This window comes from Pantoea sp. S62 (assembly GCF_016658625.1).
In the GTDB taxonomy this organism is placed as follows: Bacteria; Pseudomonadota; Gammaproteobacteria; order Enterobacterales; family Enterobacteriaceae; genus Pantoea; species Pantoea vagans.
In genome coordinates this window covers 76,265-93,561 of sequence record NZ_JACVVI010000009.1, presented here as the reverse complement: position 1 = coordinate 93,561, position 17,297 = coordinate 76,265, and the positions used below count along the sequence as shown (strand labels likewise).

Below are 17,297 nucleotides of genomic sequence, written 5' to 3'. Positions count from 1 at the left end.
TAGCTCCCAACCGGCGAACAAGAAGGCGAATGCGGTCAGGCATCAGACTTCCCTACGCTGGCATTATCCAGATCAGGTATTACGGGTATTTCTCAGCCTTCACAAAGAAGGGCACCCCGAGTCGTATTACGGCTTGCAGCATAGGCAAGGCGTACCGTTAAAGCAAGCCTGGAAAATAATCGGAACTGGAACAATTCACATGATCCCGATCAACTCTCAGCAGTACAAAAAAAGGCTTAATGCTGCGGGTTATCGGGATACCTCTTTATAGGTAGCCCTGTTTATTACCCTGACGGATAATATTTCCCGCAGGGATTCTGGTGACCCTATAATAATTAACCTGCCAGCAGCATCATCGTAAAAAACATTTTATTTCAGTGAGTTAATAAACTTCTGGAGCGGAACTTCATACTATTCAGGATGTATGATGCGATTATCAGCGCTTATTCCTCACCGCCATCGATGGCAGGATATTATTATTGAACGTCGGGGTGCTATCGCGCCAAATGGCAGATCTTATCTTTCCACCTATATTTCCGCGCACTGTGCGGGCTGCGGCGAAATCATTCATCGCGTCTATTATCGCGATATCAGTGACCAGCAGGCACGCCGCTGGTTAGGCTAGCGTCCCTGCTGCGCTCAATCCGGACACCGTTATAGTTAACAGTTAGTTAGCAATTTGTTAGTCTGGTAACTAATCATCGTCTGACCAGACTCTCCCTATGCCACTGCTGTTTGAAAGCCTTAGCCATCAAATTTATCTGTCAGCTCCGCTGTTTATCCTGATTTTGCTGGGATACTGCCTGACGCGCCTCGGAAAATGGCCCGCCAGCATCAGTGAAGGGATGAACCGCTTTGTGTTTAACGTCGCGCTGCCCTGCATGCTGTTTCGGGTGATGAGCACCTTCTCGCAAAGTCCGCCGGTGGATGCGCGCCTGCTCCTGGCCTTCTTCGGCAGTTGCCTGCTGGTATTTATCGTGGGAAGAGTGCTGGCAACAAGGCTGTTTAATCTGGATGGCGTGGCGGCTTCGGTCTTTGCGCTGGGTGGCATCTTTTCCAATAACGTGATGCTGGGGATCCCGGTAGCTACGGTGCTGCTCGGGCCAGAAGCCCTGCCCCCGGTGGCGCTGGTGCTGGTGTTTAACAGCCTGATCCTCTGGACCTTACTCACCGTTTCGGTCGAATGGGCGAAACAGGGCAGCTTCTCGCTGCAAGGCGTGTGGCACACCCTGACTGGCGTGCTGAAGAATCCGCTGATCATCGGCATTCTCAGCGGGACCGCCTGGAGTTTTCTGCAACGTCCTTTGCCGATGCTCGCCGCGGAACCGTTAAAGATGCTGGCTTCACTGGCCGCGCCCCTGTCGCTGGTCACGCTGGGCATGAGCCTGGCGCACTATCGGGTGCGGGACGGACTTAAAGAGAGCTATACCATCTGCCTGCTGAAGCTGATACTGCAGCCGATGACGGTATGGGCGATTGCCTGGCTGACCGGCTTGCCGCCGCTGGAGAGTAAAGTGGTGGTATTGCTGGGCTCGATGGCGGTCGGAGTTAACGTCTATCTGATGTCGCAGAAGTTCAATGTCATTCCTGGCCCGGCGGCGGCGAGTATGCTCTTTTCTACGGTATTTGCGGCGGTGACGACGCCAGTATGGATGATGCTGATGACGCTGGCGGGCTATTAATAAAAAAGCCCTTCAGCATGGATGCTGAAGGGCTGTTGTCTGGCTGACGAAACGTTATTCAGCAGACTTAGTGCGGATCAGATAATCAAACGCGCTCAGTGAGGCTTTGGCACCTTCGCCGCTGGCGATGATGATCTGCTTGTACGGCACGGTGGTGCAGTCACCCGCTGCGAATACGCCTTTCAGGCTGGTTTCGCATTTACCGTCGATGATGATCTCACCCATTTTGTTGCGCTCAACCGCGCCTTCCAGCCATGGGGTGTTCGGCAGCAGTCCAATCTGAACGAAGATACCGGAGAGCGGCAGCTCGTGGGTGGTCTGCGTCGTACGGTCAATATAGTGCAGGCCGGTCACTTTGGTGCCGTCGCCTTTCACTTCAGTGGTCTGCGCGTTCAGGATCACATCAACGTTCTTCAGACTGCGCAGTTTATCCTGCAGCACCTGGTCGGCACGCATCTCACCGGCAAACTCCAGCAGCGTAACGTGTTCAACGATACCCGCCAGGTCAATGGCCGCTTCAACACCGGAGTTACCGCCGCCGATTACCGCCGTGCGCTTGCCTTTGAACAGTGGGCCATCGCAGTGCGGGCAGTAGGTCACGCCTTTGGTGCGGTACTCTTCTTCACCCGGCACACCCATGTTGCGCCAGCGTGCGCCGGTCGCCAGGATGATGCTGCGTGATTTCAGTACTGCGCCGGAGGCGGTTTCGATGGCGTGCAGTCCGCCCTCTTTCGCCGCCGGAATCAGTCTGATGGCGCTCTGGCTTTCGATGACGTCCACGTTGTAATCATCAACGTGTGCGCGCAGTGCACCTGCCAGCTTTGCCCCTTCGGTTTTCGGCATGGAGATGTAGTTTTCGATATCCACCGTGTCCAGCACCTGGCCGCCAAAACGCTCGCCCAGCAGACCGGTACGGATACCTTTACGTGCTGAGTAGACCGCTGCCGCTGCGCCCGCCGGGCCGCTGCCGATAATCAGGACTTCGTAGGCGTCACGCTTGTTCAGCTCTTCCGCTGCGCGTTTATCGGCGTTGGTGTCTACTTTGCTGACGATTTCGGCCAGGCTCATGCGGCCCTGACCAAACTCTTTACCGTTGAGGTAAACCGCTGGCACGCCCATCACGTTGCGTTCCTGAATCTCATTCTGGAACAGGCCACCGTCGATAGCGGTATGGCTGATGCGCGGGTTAATCACCGCCATCAGGTTCAGCGCCTGAACCACGTCAGGGCAGTTATGGCAGGAGAGTGAATAATAAGTTTCGAAATGGAAGTCACTGTCCAGCGCCGCGATCTGATCCAGCAGGCTCTGTGCTTCTTTCGACGGATGCCCACCGGTCTGTAACAGTGCCAGCACCAGTGAGGTAAATTCGTGACCCAGTGGAGAACCGGCAAAACGCGGGCCGCTATTCGAACCTGGGTTAGTGATCAGAAACGAAGGCTTACGCACCTGACGATCGTTCTCTTCGCGGAAGCTGACTTTGTCAGACAGGCCGGCGATATCAACCAACAGTTCACGGATCTCGGTTGATTTTGCACCCTCATCCAGGGTGGCGATCAACTCAACAGGTTTGGTTAATTTCTCAAGGTAGGCCTTGAGCTGCGTCTTCAAATTTGTGTCGAGCATAGTGATATCCTGGTCAAAAAATCGGGTGCCGCAGCACCCGATTGGAGAATGATCGAAAGGGCGAAGCGGAATTAGATTTTGCCAACCAGGTCCAGGGACGGAGCCAGTGTTGCATCACCTTCTTTCCATTTAGCCGGGCACACTTCACCTGGGTGAGAAGCCACGTACTGAGCCGCTTTCACTTTGCGCAGCAGGTCAGAGGCGTCACGGCCAATGCCTTCAGCAGTGATTTCGATAGCCTGGATAACGCCTTGCGGGTCAACGATGAACGTACCACGGTCAGCCAGACCTTCGTCTTCACGCATGATTTCGAAGTTACGGGTCAGCGCGCCAGTCGGGTCACCGATCATCGCGTACTGAATTTTCGCGATGGTGTCTGAAGAACCGTGCCAGGCTTTGTGGGTAAAGTGGGTGTCGGTAGAAACGGAGTAGATATCTACGCCCAGTTTCTGGAATTCTTCGTAGTGGTCAGCCACGTCGCCCAGTTCGGTCGGGCAGACGAAGGTGAAGTCAGCTGGATAGAAGAAGAACACACTCCATTTACCTTCAACGTCTTTCTCGGTTACGTCGATGAATTCGCCGTTTTTGAATGCTGCGTTTTTGAACGGCTTGATTTTGGTATTGATAATAGACATCTGTGGCCTCCGTTAAAATATGTGATGCAGGTTACATAATTTTCGGGCCAACATCTAATACGCGGTCGTTATCAATCTGATAAACGAAAGCTATCAAACGCTGAGAGCCTGATGCTCTCTGGCCCGGCTGGCAGTGTACAGCGATTTTCGTGACATTTAACCCGCTTTATCTTTTCGCCCGTCTTCGCGAATCACTGCTAGTTTTGTAAGACAAGATGATAAGGGAGCTGACCTGTGGAGATTCGTCCGTTTACGGAAGCCGATCGTCCTTTCCTGCGTACGCTGTTTCTGGCGGCGCGGCGACACAACTGGCGCTGGCTCGACGGCAGCGAGTGGCAGCTGGAAGATTTTGATGGGGTCATTCTGGGGGAAACCGTTCTGGTCGCGGAAGCTGAGGGACAGCGCGTCGGATTTGCGGGGCTGCTGGAAAACGACAACTTCCTGCACAGCCTTTATGTCGATCCCGACTGGCAGGGACGGGGCGTGGGCAGCGCTTTACTTGAAGCCGTTGAAGCTCGCTTTACCTCAACCGGCGCGCTGAAATGCCTGCAGAAGAACAAAGCGGCGCAGGCCTTTTATCTGCAACATGGCTGGAAGATGATTTCACAGGGCGAAGGCGAGCACGGCGGCTACGTGTTGATGCACTACCCGCTGGCCTCACACTATGCCAGCGGGTCGGGTCGGGCTTAAAGCGCGCGGAAGGCGATGTCGCCGGGGATCACGTCGCCCTGCCAGTAAAGCTGAGCCGCAACGCGTCCGGCCAGCTGGCGATAGAGCGCGGTAAATTCGCTGTCGGGACGGCGAATTACCGTCGGTTCACCTTCATCAAGATCTTCACGCAAATCGATGTGCAGCGGCAGCTGGGCCAGCAGCTGCGTCTGATAATCCTCCACCAGTTTCTGCGCGCCACCGGTGCCAAAGATGGGCTCGTGGAAGCCACACTGACTGCAGATATGCAGGCTCATATTTTCCACCACGCCCAGCACCGGCACATTGACCTTTTCAAACATCACCAGCCCTTTGCGGGCATCAATCAGGGCGATGTCCTGCGGCGTGGTCACTACCAGCGCGCCGGTGACCGGCACGTTCTGCGCCAGCGTCAGCTGAATGTCGCCGGTGCCGGGCGGCATATCCAGCACCAGATAATCCAGCTCCGGCCAGAGCGTTTCGTTGAGCAGCTGCATCAGTGCTTTGCTGGCCATCGGCCCGCGCCACACCATCGCATTGTCGTCTGTCACCAGATAGCCGATGGAGTTTGTGGCTAGCCCGTGTGCCATGATCGGTGCCATATGAGTGCCATCCGGCGAGGTCGGGCGTTGATCCTGGGTGCCGAGCATGTTCGGCACTGACGGGCCATAGATATCGGCGTCCAGAATCCCGACCCGTGCGCCTTCGGCTGCCAGCGCCAGCGCCATGTTCACGGCGGTGCTGGATTTACCGACGCCGCCTTTGCCGGAGCTGACTGCAATAATGTTTTTAACGCCGTTCACACCCGGCTGGTTTTTCACCCGCTTCAGGGTGGCAATATCGTGGCTTAGCCGCCAGTCGATGGCACTGGCGCCGGTCTGACGCAGCAGGTCGGCGCTGACCTGCTCTTTAAGGTCGTTGAACCCGCTGGCCCAGGCAAACGGCATCAGCAGTTCCACATGCAGCGTTCCATCCAGCAGCGCCACATGATGCAACGCCTTCAGGGCGGTGAGATTCTGCTTAAGGGTCGGATGCTCAAAGCTTCTCAATACGCCGGCCACGATGGCGCGCAGGCCCTCTGGCGTATGCGGTTCCCGGGATTGTACTGTCATCCCCTGCTCCTTATTTCTGCTGTGCTTACGCTGTGTTTCAGCGATGTATTGTCAATGATATCAGATGCTCGTGGATCTGCGGCGACTGGCAGGGGTGAATCCCTTGTGTTTACGCAGGAGAAGCCTTCAGTTACCATCTAAGCCCGTTTTTTCAATCAACAGAAAGCTACGCAAACTATGACTCAAGTCGCTAAAAAAATTCTGGTAACGTGCGCACTGCCTTACGCGAACGGATCAATCCATCTCGGCCACATGCTCGAGCATATCCAGGCAGACATTTGGGTGCGTTATCAGCGAATGCGTGGCAATCAGGTTTACTTCATCTGCGCCGATGATGCGCATGGCACGCCGATCATGCTGAAAGCTCAGCAGCTAGGCATTGCACCGGAGCAGATGATTGCAGAGATGAAAAGCGAGCATGAAGCCGACTTTGCCGGTTTCAACGTCAGCTATGACAACTATCATTCGACTCACGGCGACGAAAACCGTGAGCTGTCTGCACTGATTTACGGCCGTCTGAAAGAGAACGGTTTTATTAAGAACCGCACCATCTCGCAGCTTTACGATCCGGAAAAAGGGATGTTCCTGCCGGACCGTTTTGTGAAAGGCACCTGCCCGAAATGTAAATCGCCTGACCAGTATGGCGACAACTGTGAAGTCTGCAGCGCGACCTACAGCCCGACCGAGCTGATCGATCCGAAATCAGTGGTATCCGGTGCGACGCCAGTCCTGCGCGACTCCGAGCACTTCTTCTTTGATCTGCCGTCTTTCAGCGCCATGCTGCAGGCCTGGACCCGCTCCGGTGCGCTGCAGGATCAGGTGGCGAACAAGATGCAGGAGTGGTTTGAATCGGGCCTGCAGCAGTGGGATATCTCCCGCGATGCGCCCTATTTCGGCTTTGAAATTCCGGACGCGCCAGGCAAATATTTCTACGTCTGGCTGGATGCGCCTATCGGTTACATGGGCTCGTTCAAAAACCTGTGCGACAAGCGCGGCGACATCGACTTCGACGAATTCTGGCGTAAAGACTCGACGACCGAGCTGTATCACTTCATTGGTAAAGATATCGTCTACTTCCACAGCCTGTTCTGGCCAGCGATGCTGGAAGGCAGCAACTTCCGCAAGCCAAACAACCTGTTTGTACACGGCTATGTCACCGTCAACGGTGCCAAGATGTCGAAGTCGCGCGGCACCTTTATTAAGGCCAGCACCTGGCTGCAGCATCTGGATGCCGACAGCCTGCGTTACTACTACGCGGCGAAACTCTCTTCACGTATCGACGATATTGACCTGAATCTGGAAGATTTCGTCCAGCGCGTGAATGCTGACATCGTTAACAAAGTGGTTAACCTGGCGTCACGTAACGCGGGCTTTATCACCAAACGCTTTGACGGCAAACTGGCAGCAGAGCTGGCCGATCCGGCGCTCTACCAGACCTTCGTTGATGCGTCAGAGAAGATTGGTGACGCGTGGGCAGCACGCGAATACAGCCGTGCTATCCGTGAAATCATGGCGCTGGCTGACCTGGCGAACCGTTATGTCGATGAACAGGCTCCGTGGGTGGTGGCGAAGCAGGAAGGCCGCGATGCCGATCTGCAGGCTATCTGCTCAATGGGTATTAACCTGTTCCGCATTCTGATGACCTGGCTGAAGCCGGTACTGCCATCACTGAGCGCCCGTGCAGAAGGCTTCCTCAACTGTGAACTGAGCTGGGATGCAATTGCGCAGCCGCTGCTGGATCATCAGGTTGCGCCGTTCAAAGCGCTCTACAGCCGCATTGATATGGCGAAAGTCGAAGGACTGATTGAGGCTTCGAAAGAGGATGCCGCTGCCGCCAGTGCACCGGCCGCCACGGGCCCGCTAGCCGATGCGCCGATCGGTGAAACCATCACCATTGATGATTTCGCCAAAGTCGATATGCGCGTCGCGCTAATTGAGCAGGCGGAACTGGTGGAAGGTTCGGACAAGCTGCTGCGTCTGCAACTTGACCTGGGCGGCGAGAAGCGTCAGATCTTCTCAGGTATTCGTGCCGCCTATCCTGATCCCGCCGTGCTGGTCGGTAAAATGACCATTATCGTGGCTAACCTGGCGCCGCGTAAAATGCGCTTTGGTATCTCTGAAGGCATGGTGCTGTCAGCGGGTCCGGGCGGCAAAGATCTGTTCGTACTCTCCGTCGACAGCGGTGCTGTACCGGGTATGCCGGTTAAGTAATCGCCTGCCGACGCTCAAAAGGTTAAGCGCAGTGCCGTTCTGAACCCTTCGCGCCGTATCACTGGCGCGAAGGGTTATCTTCCCCGCTTCGCATTCTCACCGCTACTGCCCCGCTTCCTTCTGCTGAAACGCTTTGCCCGTTGCTGCTACTCCGCGGCATAAATGTGATCGCTAGCACGCTAAGCGGTTAATGCGTATGATGAAGCTCAGTGAAAACAGGAGCCTGCCATGCTCACCGTGCTGTCTGTCTGCGGACAATATCTTCGCGCCTTTATCATCATTTATCTCTGCTTATACGCTGGTCTCGGCATCGCTTCGCTGCTGCCCATTAAGCTGCCTGGCAGCATCCTGGGAATGCTCATTCTGTTCGCCCTGCTGGCGTCGCAAATCCTGCCGGTCAGTTGGGTAAAACCGGGCTGTCATCTGCTGATTCGCTATATGGCGCTGCTGTTTGTGCCAATCAGCGTCGGGGTGATGAGCTACACCGATATCCTCTCCGCACAGTTTGGCCCGATTGTTGTCTCCTGTGTGGTCAGTACTTTCCTGGTGCTCTCTATTGTCGGCGTCAGCGCCCACCAGCTTCACAGCCGCCGTCCGGCCGGAGAGTCAGCCGATGAGTGACATGTGGTGGTCACTGCCACTGACGCTGGCGGCCTTTTTTCTGGCGCGCAAGCTGGCGATACGGCTGAAAATCTCGCTGCTTAATCCGCTGCTGGTCGCGATGGCGATCATTACCCCGATACTGCTGCTGTTGCAGCTTCCTTACTCGCGCTATTTCGCCGGTAGCCAGATTCTTAATCAGCTGCTGCAACCGGCGGTGGTGGCGCTGGCACTGCCGCTGTATGAGCAGATGCATCAGATCCGCGCCCGCTGGAAATCGATTATTGGCGTCTGCTTTATCGGCAGCCTGACCGCCATGATCTCAGGCACCGCCATTGCCCTGTGGATGGGTGCCACGCCTGAAATTGCCGCCACCATCGTGCCTAAATCCGTGACCACGCCCATCGCGATGGCCGTCTCCGGCTCGCTGCACGGCATCCCCGCCATCAGCGCCATCTGCGTGCTGATTGCGGGTGTACTGGGTGCGGTATTCGGACACACGGTGCTGAATCTGCTGGGCGTGAAATCGAAAGCGGCGCGCGGACTGGCAATTGGCAATGCGTCGCATGCGCTGGGCACGGCACGTGCCGCGGAACTTGACTATCAGGAAGGAGCCTTCAGCTCACTGGCGCTGGTGATCTGCGGCATCATCACCTCCCTGCTGGCACCCTTTATTTTTCCGCTGCTGATGCACTGGTTTGGCTGAAAGTTTGCGAGAGATCTCGCAAAGTTGAAACATGCAACACAGGTTACATTGTCAGAGCGATGTGGATCACATATAAACCGGTGACTGGCACATCACCCTGCTGAATTTAATGAGGCTCACATGCATTCCCGTTTCCTCTCTGCTTTTGAGGCACTGCCGTCAACGCTGCAAACTGCACTCGCTCCCCTGCTGGACGATCCCAATTTTCACGCGGTGCTCAGCGCCGACCAGGTCGCCGCACTGCAGCAGCAGACGCAGATGGATGCCGATACGCTGGCGCTGACGCTGCTGCCGCTGGCGGCGTCCTGCGCCGTTGCCACCGTCTCCCATTTCAACGTCGGGGCGATTGCCCGTGGCGTGAGCGGCAACTGGTACTTCGGGGCTAACATGGAATTTGTCGGCACGCCGATGCAGCAGACGGTTCACGCTGAGCAGAGCGCCATTACTCATGCATGGCTGCGCGGTGAGCGCCAGCTTGAGACCATCACCGTGAACTACACGCCGTGCGGTCACTGCCGTCAGTTTATGAATGAACTGAACAGCGGCACCAGCATTCGCATCAGCCTGCCGCAGCGTGCAATCAGCACCCTGGCCGATTATCTGCCGGATGCCTTTGGCCCGCGCGATCTCGACATCACGACCTTCCTGATGGACGAGGTGGATCACGGCTATGTGGCCGAAGGTGATGAGCTGGTGCAGGCTGCGGTTGCCGCCGCTAATGCCAGCCACGCGCCCTACAGCCAGTCCCATGCGGGTGTTGCGCTGCTCACCACGGATGACAAGATTGTGGCTGGTCGTTATGCGGAAAATGCCGCGTTTAACCCGAGCTTCCCACCGCTTCAGGCAGCACTGGTCATGCTGAACATGCAGGGCGGCGATGTTCGTCAGATAAAAAAAGCAGTTTTAGCCGAAGTAGAAAATGCCACGTTAAGCCAGTTCGCCGCCACGCAGGCGACGCTTGAGACATTTGGTTGCGGTGAGCTGCTGCAGGTGACGCTGAACAAAGCATAACCCGCTGTCAGAGAGGCCACAGTTTTGTGAGCTTTTATTAACAAACGCTGTACTTCTGTGGGAAATTTCATAGGATCTGGCGCCAGAATTCACGTCATTACAAATTACTCTGAATAATTCAGGTTGCAGGATAGCAGCACGGTCGTGACTGTTTCTGCAGCGGTTACTCTGCCGCTGCCGGACCTGCAGTCTGAGCTATAACGGGTGAGAAAACTGGCGCTACCTTTCCGGCGTGACGCCAGACAACACTGCAACCGGAGCATTACCGCATGGAACTCGACTACGAAAGTAAACGCCCGCTGTACATTCCTTATGCTGGCCCGATTTTGCTGGAATTTCCCCTGCTGAACAAAGGCAGCGCCTTTAGCATCGAAGAACGTAACGAATTCAACCTCAACGGTCTGCTGCCAGAAGCGGTGGAATCAATTGAAGAGCAGGCGCAGCGTGCCTGGCGTCAGTTCCAGGACTTCAAAAACAATAACGATAAGCATGTCTACCTGCGTAACATCCAGGACACCAACGAAACGCTGTTCTATCGCCTGCTGGATAACCATCTCGAAGAGATGATGCCCATCATCTATACCCCCACCGTCGGCGCAGCCTGCGAACACTTCTCTGAAATCTACCGTCGTGCGCGTGGCGTATTCATCTCCTACCCAAACCGCGACCGCATCGAAGATATGCTGCAAAACGCCACCAAGCAGAATGTGAAGGTGATTGTGGTGACCGATGGCGAGCGCATCCTGGGCCTGGGCGATCAGGGCATCGGTGGGATGGGTATCCCGATTGGTAAGCTGTCACTCTATACCGCCTGTGGCGGCATCAGCCCGGCTTACACCCTGCCGGTGGTGCTGGATGTCGGCACCAATAACCAGCAACTGCTGAACGATCCGCTCTATATGGGCTGGCGTCATCCGCGCATTACCGGCGAAGAGTACGACGAGTTCGTGAACGAATTTATTCAGGCCGTTAAGCGCCGCTGGCCGAAAGTGCTTTTGCAGTTTGAAGATTTCGCCCAGAAGAACGCCATGCCGCTGCTGAACCGCTATCGCGATGAAGTCTGCTGCTTTAACGATGATATTCAGGGCACCGCCGCCGTTACTGTCGGCACGCTGATTGCCGCCAGCCGCGCAGCCGGTAGCCGCCTGTGCGAACAGAAAGTGGTGTTCCTGGGTGCCGGTTCTGCGGGTTGTGGTATCGCTGAACAGATCATCGCGCAGATGAAATCAGAAGGCCTGAGCGACGCGGAAGCCCGTGGCCGGGTGATGATGGTGGATCGCTTTGGTCTGCTGACGGACAAGCTGCCTAACCTGCTCGATTTCCAGAGCAAGCTGGTGCAGAAGAGCGAAAGCCTGCAGCACTGGGATGTGACCAATGATGCAATCTCGCTGCTGGATGTGGTGCGTAATGCGCAGCCCGATATTCTGATTGGTGTTTCCGGCCAGCCGGGCCTGTTCACCGAAGAGATCATCCGTGAGATGCACAAGCACTGTAAGCGCCCTATCGTGATGCCACTGTCGAACCCGACATCACGCGTGGAAGCGACGCCAGCCGATATTATCGCCTGGACTGACGGTGCTGCGCTGGTCGCAACCGGCAGCCCGTTCTCGCCGGTGAGCTGGAATGGTAAAACTTACCCGATTGCGCAGTGCAATAACTCCTACATCTTCCCGGGCATTGGTCTGGGTGTGATTGCCGCAGGTGCCAGCCGTGTTACCGATACGATGCTGATGACCGCCAGCCGCGCGCTCGCCGACTGCTCTCCGCTGGTGAACGAAGGCGAAGGCCCGGTGCTGCCTGAGATTAAAGATATTCAGGGCGTGTCGAAAATCATTGCGATGGAAGTGGGTAAAGCTGCTCAGCTGGCCGGTGTCGCCGTGGTGACCTCAGAAGATGTGTTGTCACAGGCTATCGCCAACAACTTCTGGCTGCCGCAGTATCGTCACTATCGTCGTACCTCGATTTAATCTTCCCGCTGCCGGATCGCCCTTGATCCGGCAGTGTTCAAAAAGAGTACAGCCAGCCGGCAGTAACTTGCTTCGCTGCGGCTGCTCAAGTAGCCTTGTCCCATCTCAACATTCTGACATCGAGTCTCCAGGCGCATGCTGAAACGCGTTCTCATTGGTCTGCTTTTCATCATCTTACTGATGGTGGCAACGGCGCTCGGCCTTGATCGCTGGATCAGCTGGAAAACTGCGCCTTTTATCTACGAAAATGTTGCCTCATTGCCGCATCGTCAGGTGGGCGTGGTACTGGGTACAGCTAAATATTATCGTACCGGCGTCATTAATCAGTATTACCTCTATCGTATGCAGGGTGCGCTGAATGCCTATAACAGCGGCAAGGTGAATTATCTGCTGCTCAGCGGTGATAACGCGCTGCAAAGCTATAACGAGCCGATGACGATGCGCCGCGATCTTATCAAAGCTGGTGTTGATCCAGCTGATATCGTGCTCGATTATGCCGGGTTCCGGACGCTGGATTCGATTGTGCGCACCCGCAAAGTGTTTGATACCAACGACTTCATTATTATCACGCAACGCTTCCACTGTGAGCGCGCGCTGTTTATCGCCCTGCAGCTGGGTATTCAGGCGCAGTGTTATGCGGTGCCTTCACCGAAAAACATGCTGAGCGTGCGCTTCCGTGAAGTGGGTGCCCGGCTGGGCGCACTGGCGGATCTCTTCCTGCTCAAGCGTGAACCCCGTTTCTTAGGCCCGCTGGTGCCGATTCCCGCCGTACACGATGTTCCTGAGGATGCACAGAGTTACCCGGCGGTGACGCCGGAGCAGCTGCTGGAGCTGGAACAGAAGCTGCGGAAATAGCTGACGTTCAGCGGTTTAATGAAACTCTGTTATATGCGCTGAGCTGCAGTCTGGCAGCAAGGTACAAGACTCAGGGAGCATACGCCTTTCGCAAAGACGCAAAAGACGCCATCCCTGGCAGGCTCAGCGCGGGCGATTACGCACCTCATCCCTGAGATGCGCCCGTAAACGTGCCAACGCTTTGCGTTGTTCAAAAACGCTCCCGGCGTTTTTGTCCATGGCCCGCTATGCTTTGCTGCAGGCGTACGCTCCCATCGTTTTAAGTGGGTGAGTCGTCTGTTTGAATTCCCTGAGGCTTAGGCGAATCTAACAGCAATAAAAAAGCCTGAAGCGCAGGGAACACGGTCAGAAGAGGAAAGCGTCCCGCGCCAGGGACGGCGCGGGCCGAGCGTGCCATGGATGGCGGCTTTTGCGTCTTTCCGATCTGACCCTGTTCCCTTCGCATACTCCGTCTCAAATCAACGCTCCCAGCACTCACCCCCATAAAAAAAGCGACCCGAAGGTCGCTTTTTTAGCGTTGAATCAGTCTTACTTCTTACGTGAATATTTCAGTGAATCCAGCGCCACGGCGAAGATGATGATGCCGCCCTTAATGATGTACTGCCAGTATGGGTTGACGCCGATATAGGTCAGACCGTAGTTGATAACGGTGAAGATCAGTACACCGGTCACTACGCCTGCCACGCTACCCACACCACCGGCGAAGGAGACGCCGCCGACCACACAGGCCGCAATGGCATCCAGCTCATACATAAAGCCGAGGTTGTTGGTGGCAGAACCGATACGACCGGCTTCAAGCATCCCGCCAAAGGCGTAGAACACACCTGACAGGGCATAAATCATGATCAGGTTCAAAGGCACGTTCACGCCTGACACTTTCGCCGCTTCCGGGTTACCGCCAATAGCAAAAATGTTTTTACCGAAGCGAGTTTTGTTCCACAGAATCCAGACGAAAATAATGGCAATCACGGCATAGAACGTGATGAATGAGAGTTTAAAATCACCAAAGCGTAAGAAGCCCTGAGTAAATTTCGAGAACCCTGCATCAAAACCGGCAATCGGCGAGGCACCCACAAAGTCGTAATAGAGTGAGTTGATACCGTAAACGATAATCATGGTGCCCAGCGTGGTGATAAATGGCGTTACTTTCAGGTAAGCAATAATCACACCGTTGACCAGACCAATCACACCGCCGATGATGCACACGGTCAGGATAACCAGTGGAATCGGCACCGTATCCAGCGTCGGGAAGACTTTGTTCGCGTTATCCATCGCCTGCAACAGCGTTGCGGCAACGACCGCCGCTAAGCCGACCTGACGTCCGGCTGACAGGTCAGTACCCTGGGTCACAATCAGACCCGCCACACCCAGTGCAATAATAATGCGCACCGAAGATTGGGTCAGAATATTACTCAGGTTCATTAAACTTAAAAATGTCGGGTCCTGGAAAATAATAATAGCCAGCAATACCAGCAGAACGACATAAATGCCGCCCTCTTTTAACCAGGTTAGCGCATTCTTTTTTGTAGTCGCTTTCATGTTAACAGCCCTTGCTTCATTAAAGGTGTAATGACGCTAAACGCAATATTTCGTTCTGCGTGGTCGTTTTGGTATCAACTATGCCTGCTACCAGACCATTACTCATCACCAGAATACGATCGGTAATGCCTAACAGCTCCGGCATTTCGGAGGAGATAATAATGATGCCCTTTTCTCTTTTCGCCAGTTCAGCAATCAGCTGGTAAATTTCGAACTTCGCACCAACATCAATACCGCGAGTTGGTTCATCAAGCATCAGGATTTCAGGCTGGGTCAATAACCAGCGGCCAATAATCACTTTTTGCTGGTTACCGCCCGAAAGCGAACCAATTTGTGTATGATGACCTGGCGTTTTTACGCGCATTGAATCGATAACCCATTGGGTATCACTCTTCATGCGTTTATTATCCAGCAGTCCCATACTGTTTTTATATTTTTTAATATTGGAAATAAGCGAGTTAAAACCAATATCCAGGTAAGCATAAATACCAGTTGAACGCCGCTCTTCAGTCACCAGCGCAAAACCGTGGTTAATCGCTTCATTGGCGCTGTGATTATTAATCGGTTTGCCATGCAGTTTAATGGTGCCGCCCGATTTCTCGCGAATGCCAAACAGCGTTTCGACGATATCGGTACGTTTAGCGCCCACCAGCCCGGCAATGCCGAGTATCTCCCCTTTACGTAAATCAAATGAGATGTCGCGAATCGATGGCTGACGCAGTGACGTCAGATTACGCACCTCAAGAATCGTCTCGCCTGGCACGTTGGTACGGTCAGGGAAACGCTGGTTCAGTGAACGGCCGACCATCATGGCAATGATCTTATCCATATCCAGCCCTTCCAGCGGCTGAGAGGTAATCCACTGACCATCACGCAGAATTGTGATCTCATCACACAGCTGGAAAATCTCTTCCATCTTGTGCGAAATATAAACAATACCGCAGCCGCGATCTTTCAGCTTACGAATAATCGTGAACAGGTGATTTACCTCTTTCTCGGTTAACGAAGAAGTCGGCTCATCCATAATCACAATTTTCGCGTCGTAGGAAAACGCTTTGGCAATTTCTATCATCTGCATCTGCGACACAGACAGATTAGCCACTTTGTCGCGCGGATCGATATCGATATCCAGCTCGTCAAAAATCGCTTTGGTGTCCTGGTACATTTTATCCTGATCGACAAAGAAGCCTTTTCGCGGATAACGCCCCAGCCACATGTTGTCCATCACGGTACGCTGCAGAACCAGGTTTAATTCCTGATGCACCATCGACACGCCATTTTCCAGCGCCTCTTTGGAGCTTTTATAGTCGATCTCTTTACCCTGAAACAGGATACTGCCGGTATCTTTTTTATAAATACCAAACAGGCATTTTAATAAGGTGGATTTCCCGGCACCGTTCTCGCCCATTAATGCATGAACAGAGTGAGGCCGCACTTTTAAATTCACATTATCTAACGCTTTAACGCCGGGAAATGATTTTGAAACATTCGTCATTTCCAGCAAATATTCTCGCTGCGCGGTCGTGTTATCACTGGCCATATTTTACCTGGCTAAAAAACGGTGGTGACATAAAAAAGGCGCGACAGCGGTCGCGCCCGTAATCAATCTTATTTCGAGAACTGAGACAGATTTTCTTTATCAACCGGCACGTAAGGAACGCGGACGATCTTATCGACCATCTTGAAGTTCGTTCCGTCGGTTGCCGCTTTGCCGTTCGCCAGGTTGTTGGCAATATCCAGCGTCGCTTTCGCCTGGTTTTCCGCATCGTTCAGCACGGTACCGGCCAGCGCACCGGATTTCACCAGCGCCAGCGCTTCTGGCAGGGCATCGACACCGAAGACCGGAATGGAGGTCATGTTGTGCGCTTTCAGCGCTTCAACGGCACCCATCGCCATCGCATCGTTGTTGGCAATCACGACTTCAATTTTCTTCGCGTTCGGGCCTGACAGCCACGCATCCATCTTATCTTTGGCCTGTGCGGTGTCCCACATCGCCGTATCCATCGCTAACTGCTGTGTCTTCAGACCATCTTTGTTCAGCGTGTCGATGACATATTTAGTACGGGCTTCAGCATCCGGATGGCCCGGCTCGCCTTTTAGCAGGACGAACTGAATGGTACCATCTTTGTTCAGATCCCAGGCTGGGGTTGCTTTCCAGTGCTTCTCGATCAGCTGACCCTGAATGATGCCAGACTCTTTGGAATCGGTACCGACATAGTAAGCTTTGTCATAACCGGCCAGCACTTTGGCGTTGGGTTCTTTGTTGAAGAAGACAACCGGCACTTCGTTGGCACGCGCTTTGTCTACGATGACGGCAGCGGCAGCCGGGTCAACCAGGTTAATCGCCAGCGCTTTCACGCCTTTTGCCATCAGCACGTCAACCTGATCGTTCTGTTTGGACTGGTCGTTCTGCGAGTCATTCATCAGCAGCTGTACGCCACCGATCGCTTTCGCTTCTTTCTCGATGTCTTTGCGCACCATTGACATGAAGTTGTCATCATATTTGTAAATGGTCACGCCGATACGGGTGTCAGCTGCGTGAGCGGTTGCACCAAACATCATGCTGGCAACCAGTGCTGTAAGCGTGAAAACCTTCTTATTCATGGTATCTCCGGTTTTATTATGCAGGGTCTTTTTAGCGCTAACGCTAAACGTGCGTGAGCGCAATC

Annotated in this window: 15 protein-coding genes and 1 riboswitch; of the genes, 9 read left to right on the top strand and 6 right to left on the bottom strand. The window is 54.4% G+C overall.

What is annotated here, in order from left to right; all coding sequences use genetic code 11:
- Positions 1–32 precede the first annotated feature (32 nt).
- Positions 33–129: riboswitch (TPP riboswitch) on the bottom strand.
- A 298-nt stretch (positions 130–427) separates the two neighbouring features.
- Positions 428–625, top strand: coding sequence for a hypothetical protein (locus tag IBT54_RS14345; protein WP_013358493.1), 198 nt, complete (start codon positions 428–430; stop codon positions 623–625).
- Positions 626–722: 97 nt separating this feature from the next.
- The gene (locus IBT54_RS14340; protein ID WP_201252339.1) at positions 723–1,682 is read left to right on the top strand and encodes an AEC family transporter; all 960 of its coding nucleotides are present in this window, start codon (positions 723–725) and stop codon (positions 1,680–1,682) included.
- Positions 1,683–1,736: 54 nt separating this feature from the next.
- On the opposite strand, the gene ahpF is transcribed toward IBT54_RS14340, so the two are convergent.
- The gene (gene ahpF / locus IBT54_RS14335; protein WP_201252338.1) at positions 1,737–3,305 is read right to left on the bottom strand and encodes an alkyl hydroperoxide reductase subunit F; all 1,569 of its coding nucleotides are present in this window, start codon (positions 3,303–3,305) and stop codon (positions 1,737–1,739) included.
- Positions 3,306–3,376: 71 nt separating this feature from the next.
- On the bottom strand, positions 3,377–3,940 hold the full coding sequence (gene ahpC, locus IBT54_RS14330) for an alkyl hydroperoxide reductase subunit C (RefSeq protein WP_110330644.1): 564 nt from the start codon (positions 3,938–3,940) through the stop codon (positions 3,377–3,379).
- Positions 3,941–4,174: 234 nt separating this feature from the next.
- On the opposite strand from ahpC, the gene IBT54_RS14325 reads away from it, so the two are divergent.
- Positions 4,175–4,630: a GNAT family N-acetyltransferase gene (locus tag IBT54_RS14325; RefSeq protein ID WP_013358497.1), complete on the top strand. Its 456-nt coding sequence runs from the start codon at positions 4,175–4,177 to the stop codon at positions 4,628–4,630.
- On the opposite strand, the gene apbC is transcribed toward IBT54_RS14325, so the two are convergent.
- Positions 4,627–5,739, bottom strand: coding sequence for an iron-sulfur cluster carrier protein ApbC (gene apbC / locus IBT54_RS14320; RefSeq protein WP_201252337.1), 1,113 nt, complete (start codon positions 5,737–5,739; stop codon positions 4,627–4,629). The two genes, IBT54_RS14325 and apbC, sit on opposite strands and share 4 nt — an antisense overlap.
- Positions 5,740–5,916: 177 nt before the next feature.
- Between apbC and metG the strand changes: the two genes are divergently transcribed.
- The 6 genes from metG (at position 5,917) to sanA (ending at position 13,089) form a co-directional block, all read left to right on the top strand.
- Positions 5,917–7,950 carry a methionine--tRNA ligase gene (gene metG / locus IBT54_RS14315; RefSeq protein WP_201252336.1) on the top strand — a complete coding sequence of 678 codons (2,034 nt, stop codon included), beginning with the start codon at positions 5,917–5,919 and terminating at the stop codon, positions 7,948–7,950.
- A gap of 228 nt (positions 7,951–8,178) precedes the next feature.
- Positions 8,179–8,571: a CidA/LrgA family protein gene (locus IBT54_RS14310; RefSeq protein ID WP_201252335.1), complete on the top strand. Its 393-nt coding sequence runs from the start codon at positions 8,179–8,181 to the stop codon at positions 8,569–8,571.
- Positions 8,564–9,256 (top strand): CidB/LrgB family autolysis modulator, encoded by a 693-nt coding sequence (locus tag IBT54_RS14305; RefSeq protein WP_201252334.1) that lies wholly within the window; start codon positions 8,564–8,566, stop codon positions 9,254–9,256. The genes IBT54_RS14310 and IBT54_RS14305 overlap by 8 nt, the downstream gene beginning before the upstream one ends.
- Before the next feature lie 120 nt (positions 9,257–9,376).
- On the top strand, positions 9,377–10,267 hold the full coding sequence (gene cdd / locus IBT54_RS14300) for a cytidine deaminase (RefSeq protein WP_147789785.1): 891 nt from the start codon (positions 9,377–9,379) through the stop codon (positions 10,265–10,267).
- A gap of 269 nt (positions 10,268–10,536) precedes the next feature.
- Positions 10,537–12,234 carry an NAD-dependent malic enzyme gene (locus tag IBT54_RS14295; protein WP_013358503.1) on the top strand — a complete coding sequence of 566 codons (1,698 nt, stop codon included), beginning with the start codon at positions 10,537–10,539 and terminating at the stop codon, positions 12,232–12,234.
- Between the two features lie 135 nt (positions 12,235–12,369).
- Positions 12,370–13,089: an outer membrane permeability protein SanA gene (sanA, locus tag IBT54_RS14290; RefSeq protein ID WP_013358504.1), complete on the top strand. Its 720-nt coding sequence runs from the start codon at positions 12,370–12,372 to the stop codon at positions 13,087–13,089.
- 528 nt (positions 13,090–13,617) lie between these two features.
- Here sanA and mglC read toward each other — a convergent pair.
- From mglC to mglB, 3 genes are all read right to left on the bottom strand, one after another.
- Positions 13,618–14,628 carry a galactose/methyl galactoside ABC transporter permease MglC gene (gene mglC, locus IBT54_RS14285; RefSeq protein ID WP_013358506.1) on the bottom strand — a complete coding sequence of 337 codons (1,011 nt, stop codon included), beginning with the start codon at positions 14,626–14,628 and terminating at the stop codon, positions 13,618–13,620.
- Positions 14,629–14,647: 19 nt separating this feature from the next.
- On the bottom strand, positions 14,648–16,168 hold the full coding sequence (gene mglA, locus IBT54_RS14280) for a galactose/methyl galactoside ABC transporter ATP-binding protein MglA (RefSeq protein WP_013358507.1): 1,521 nt from the start codon (positions 16,166–16,168) through the stop codon (positions 14,648–14,650).
- Positions 16,169–16,236: 68 nt separating this feature from the next.
- Positions 16,237–17,232 carry a galactose/glucose ABC transporter substrate-binding protein MglB gene (mglB, locus tag IBT54_RS14275; protein WP_013358508.1) on the bottom strand — a complete coding sequence of 332 codons (996 nt, stop codon included), beginning with the start codon at positions 17,230–17,232 and terminating at the stop codon, positions 16,237–16,239.
- Positions 17,233–17,297 lie beyond the last annotated feature (65 nt).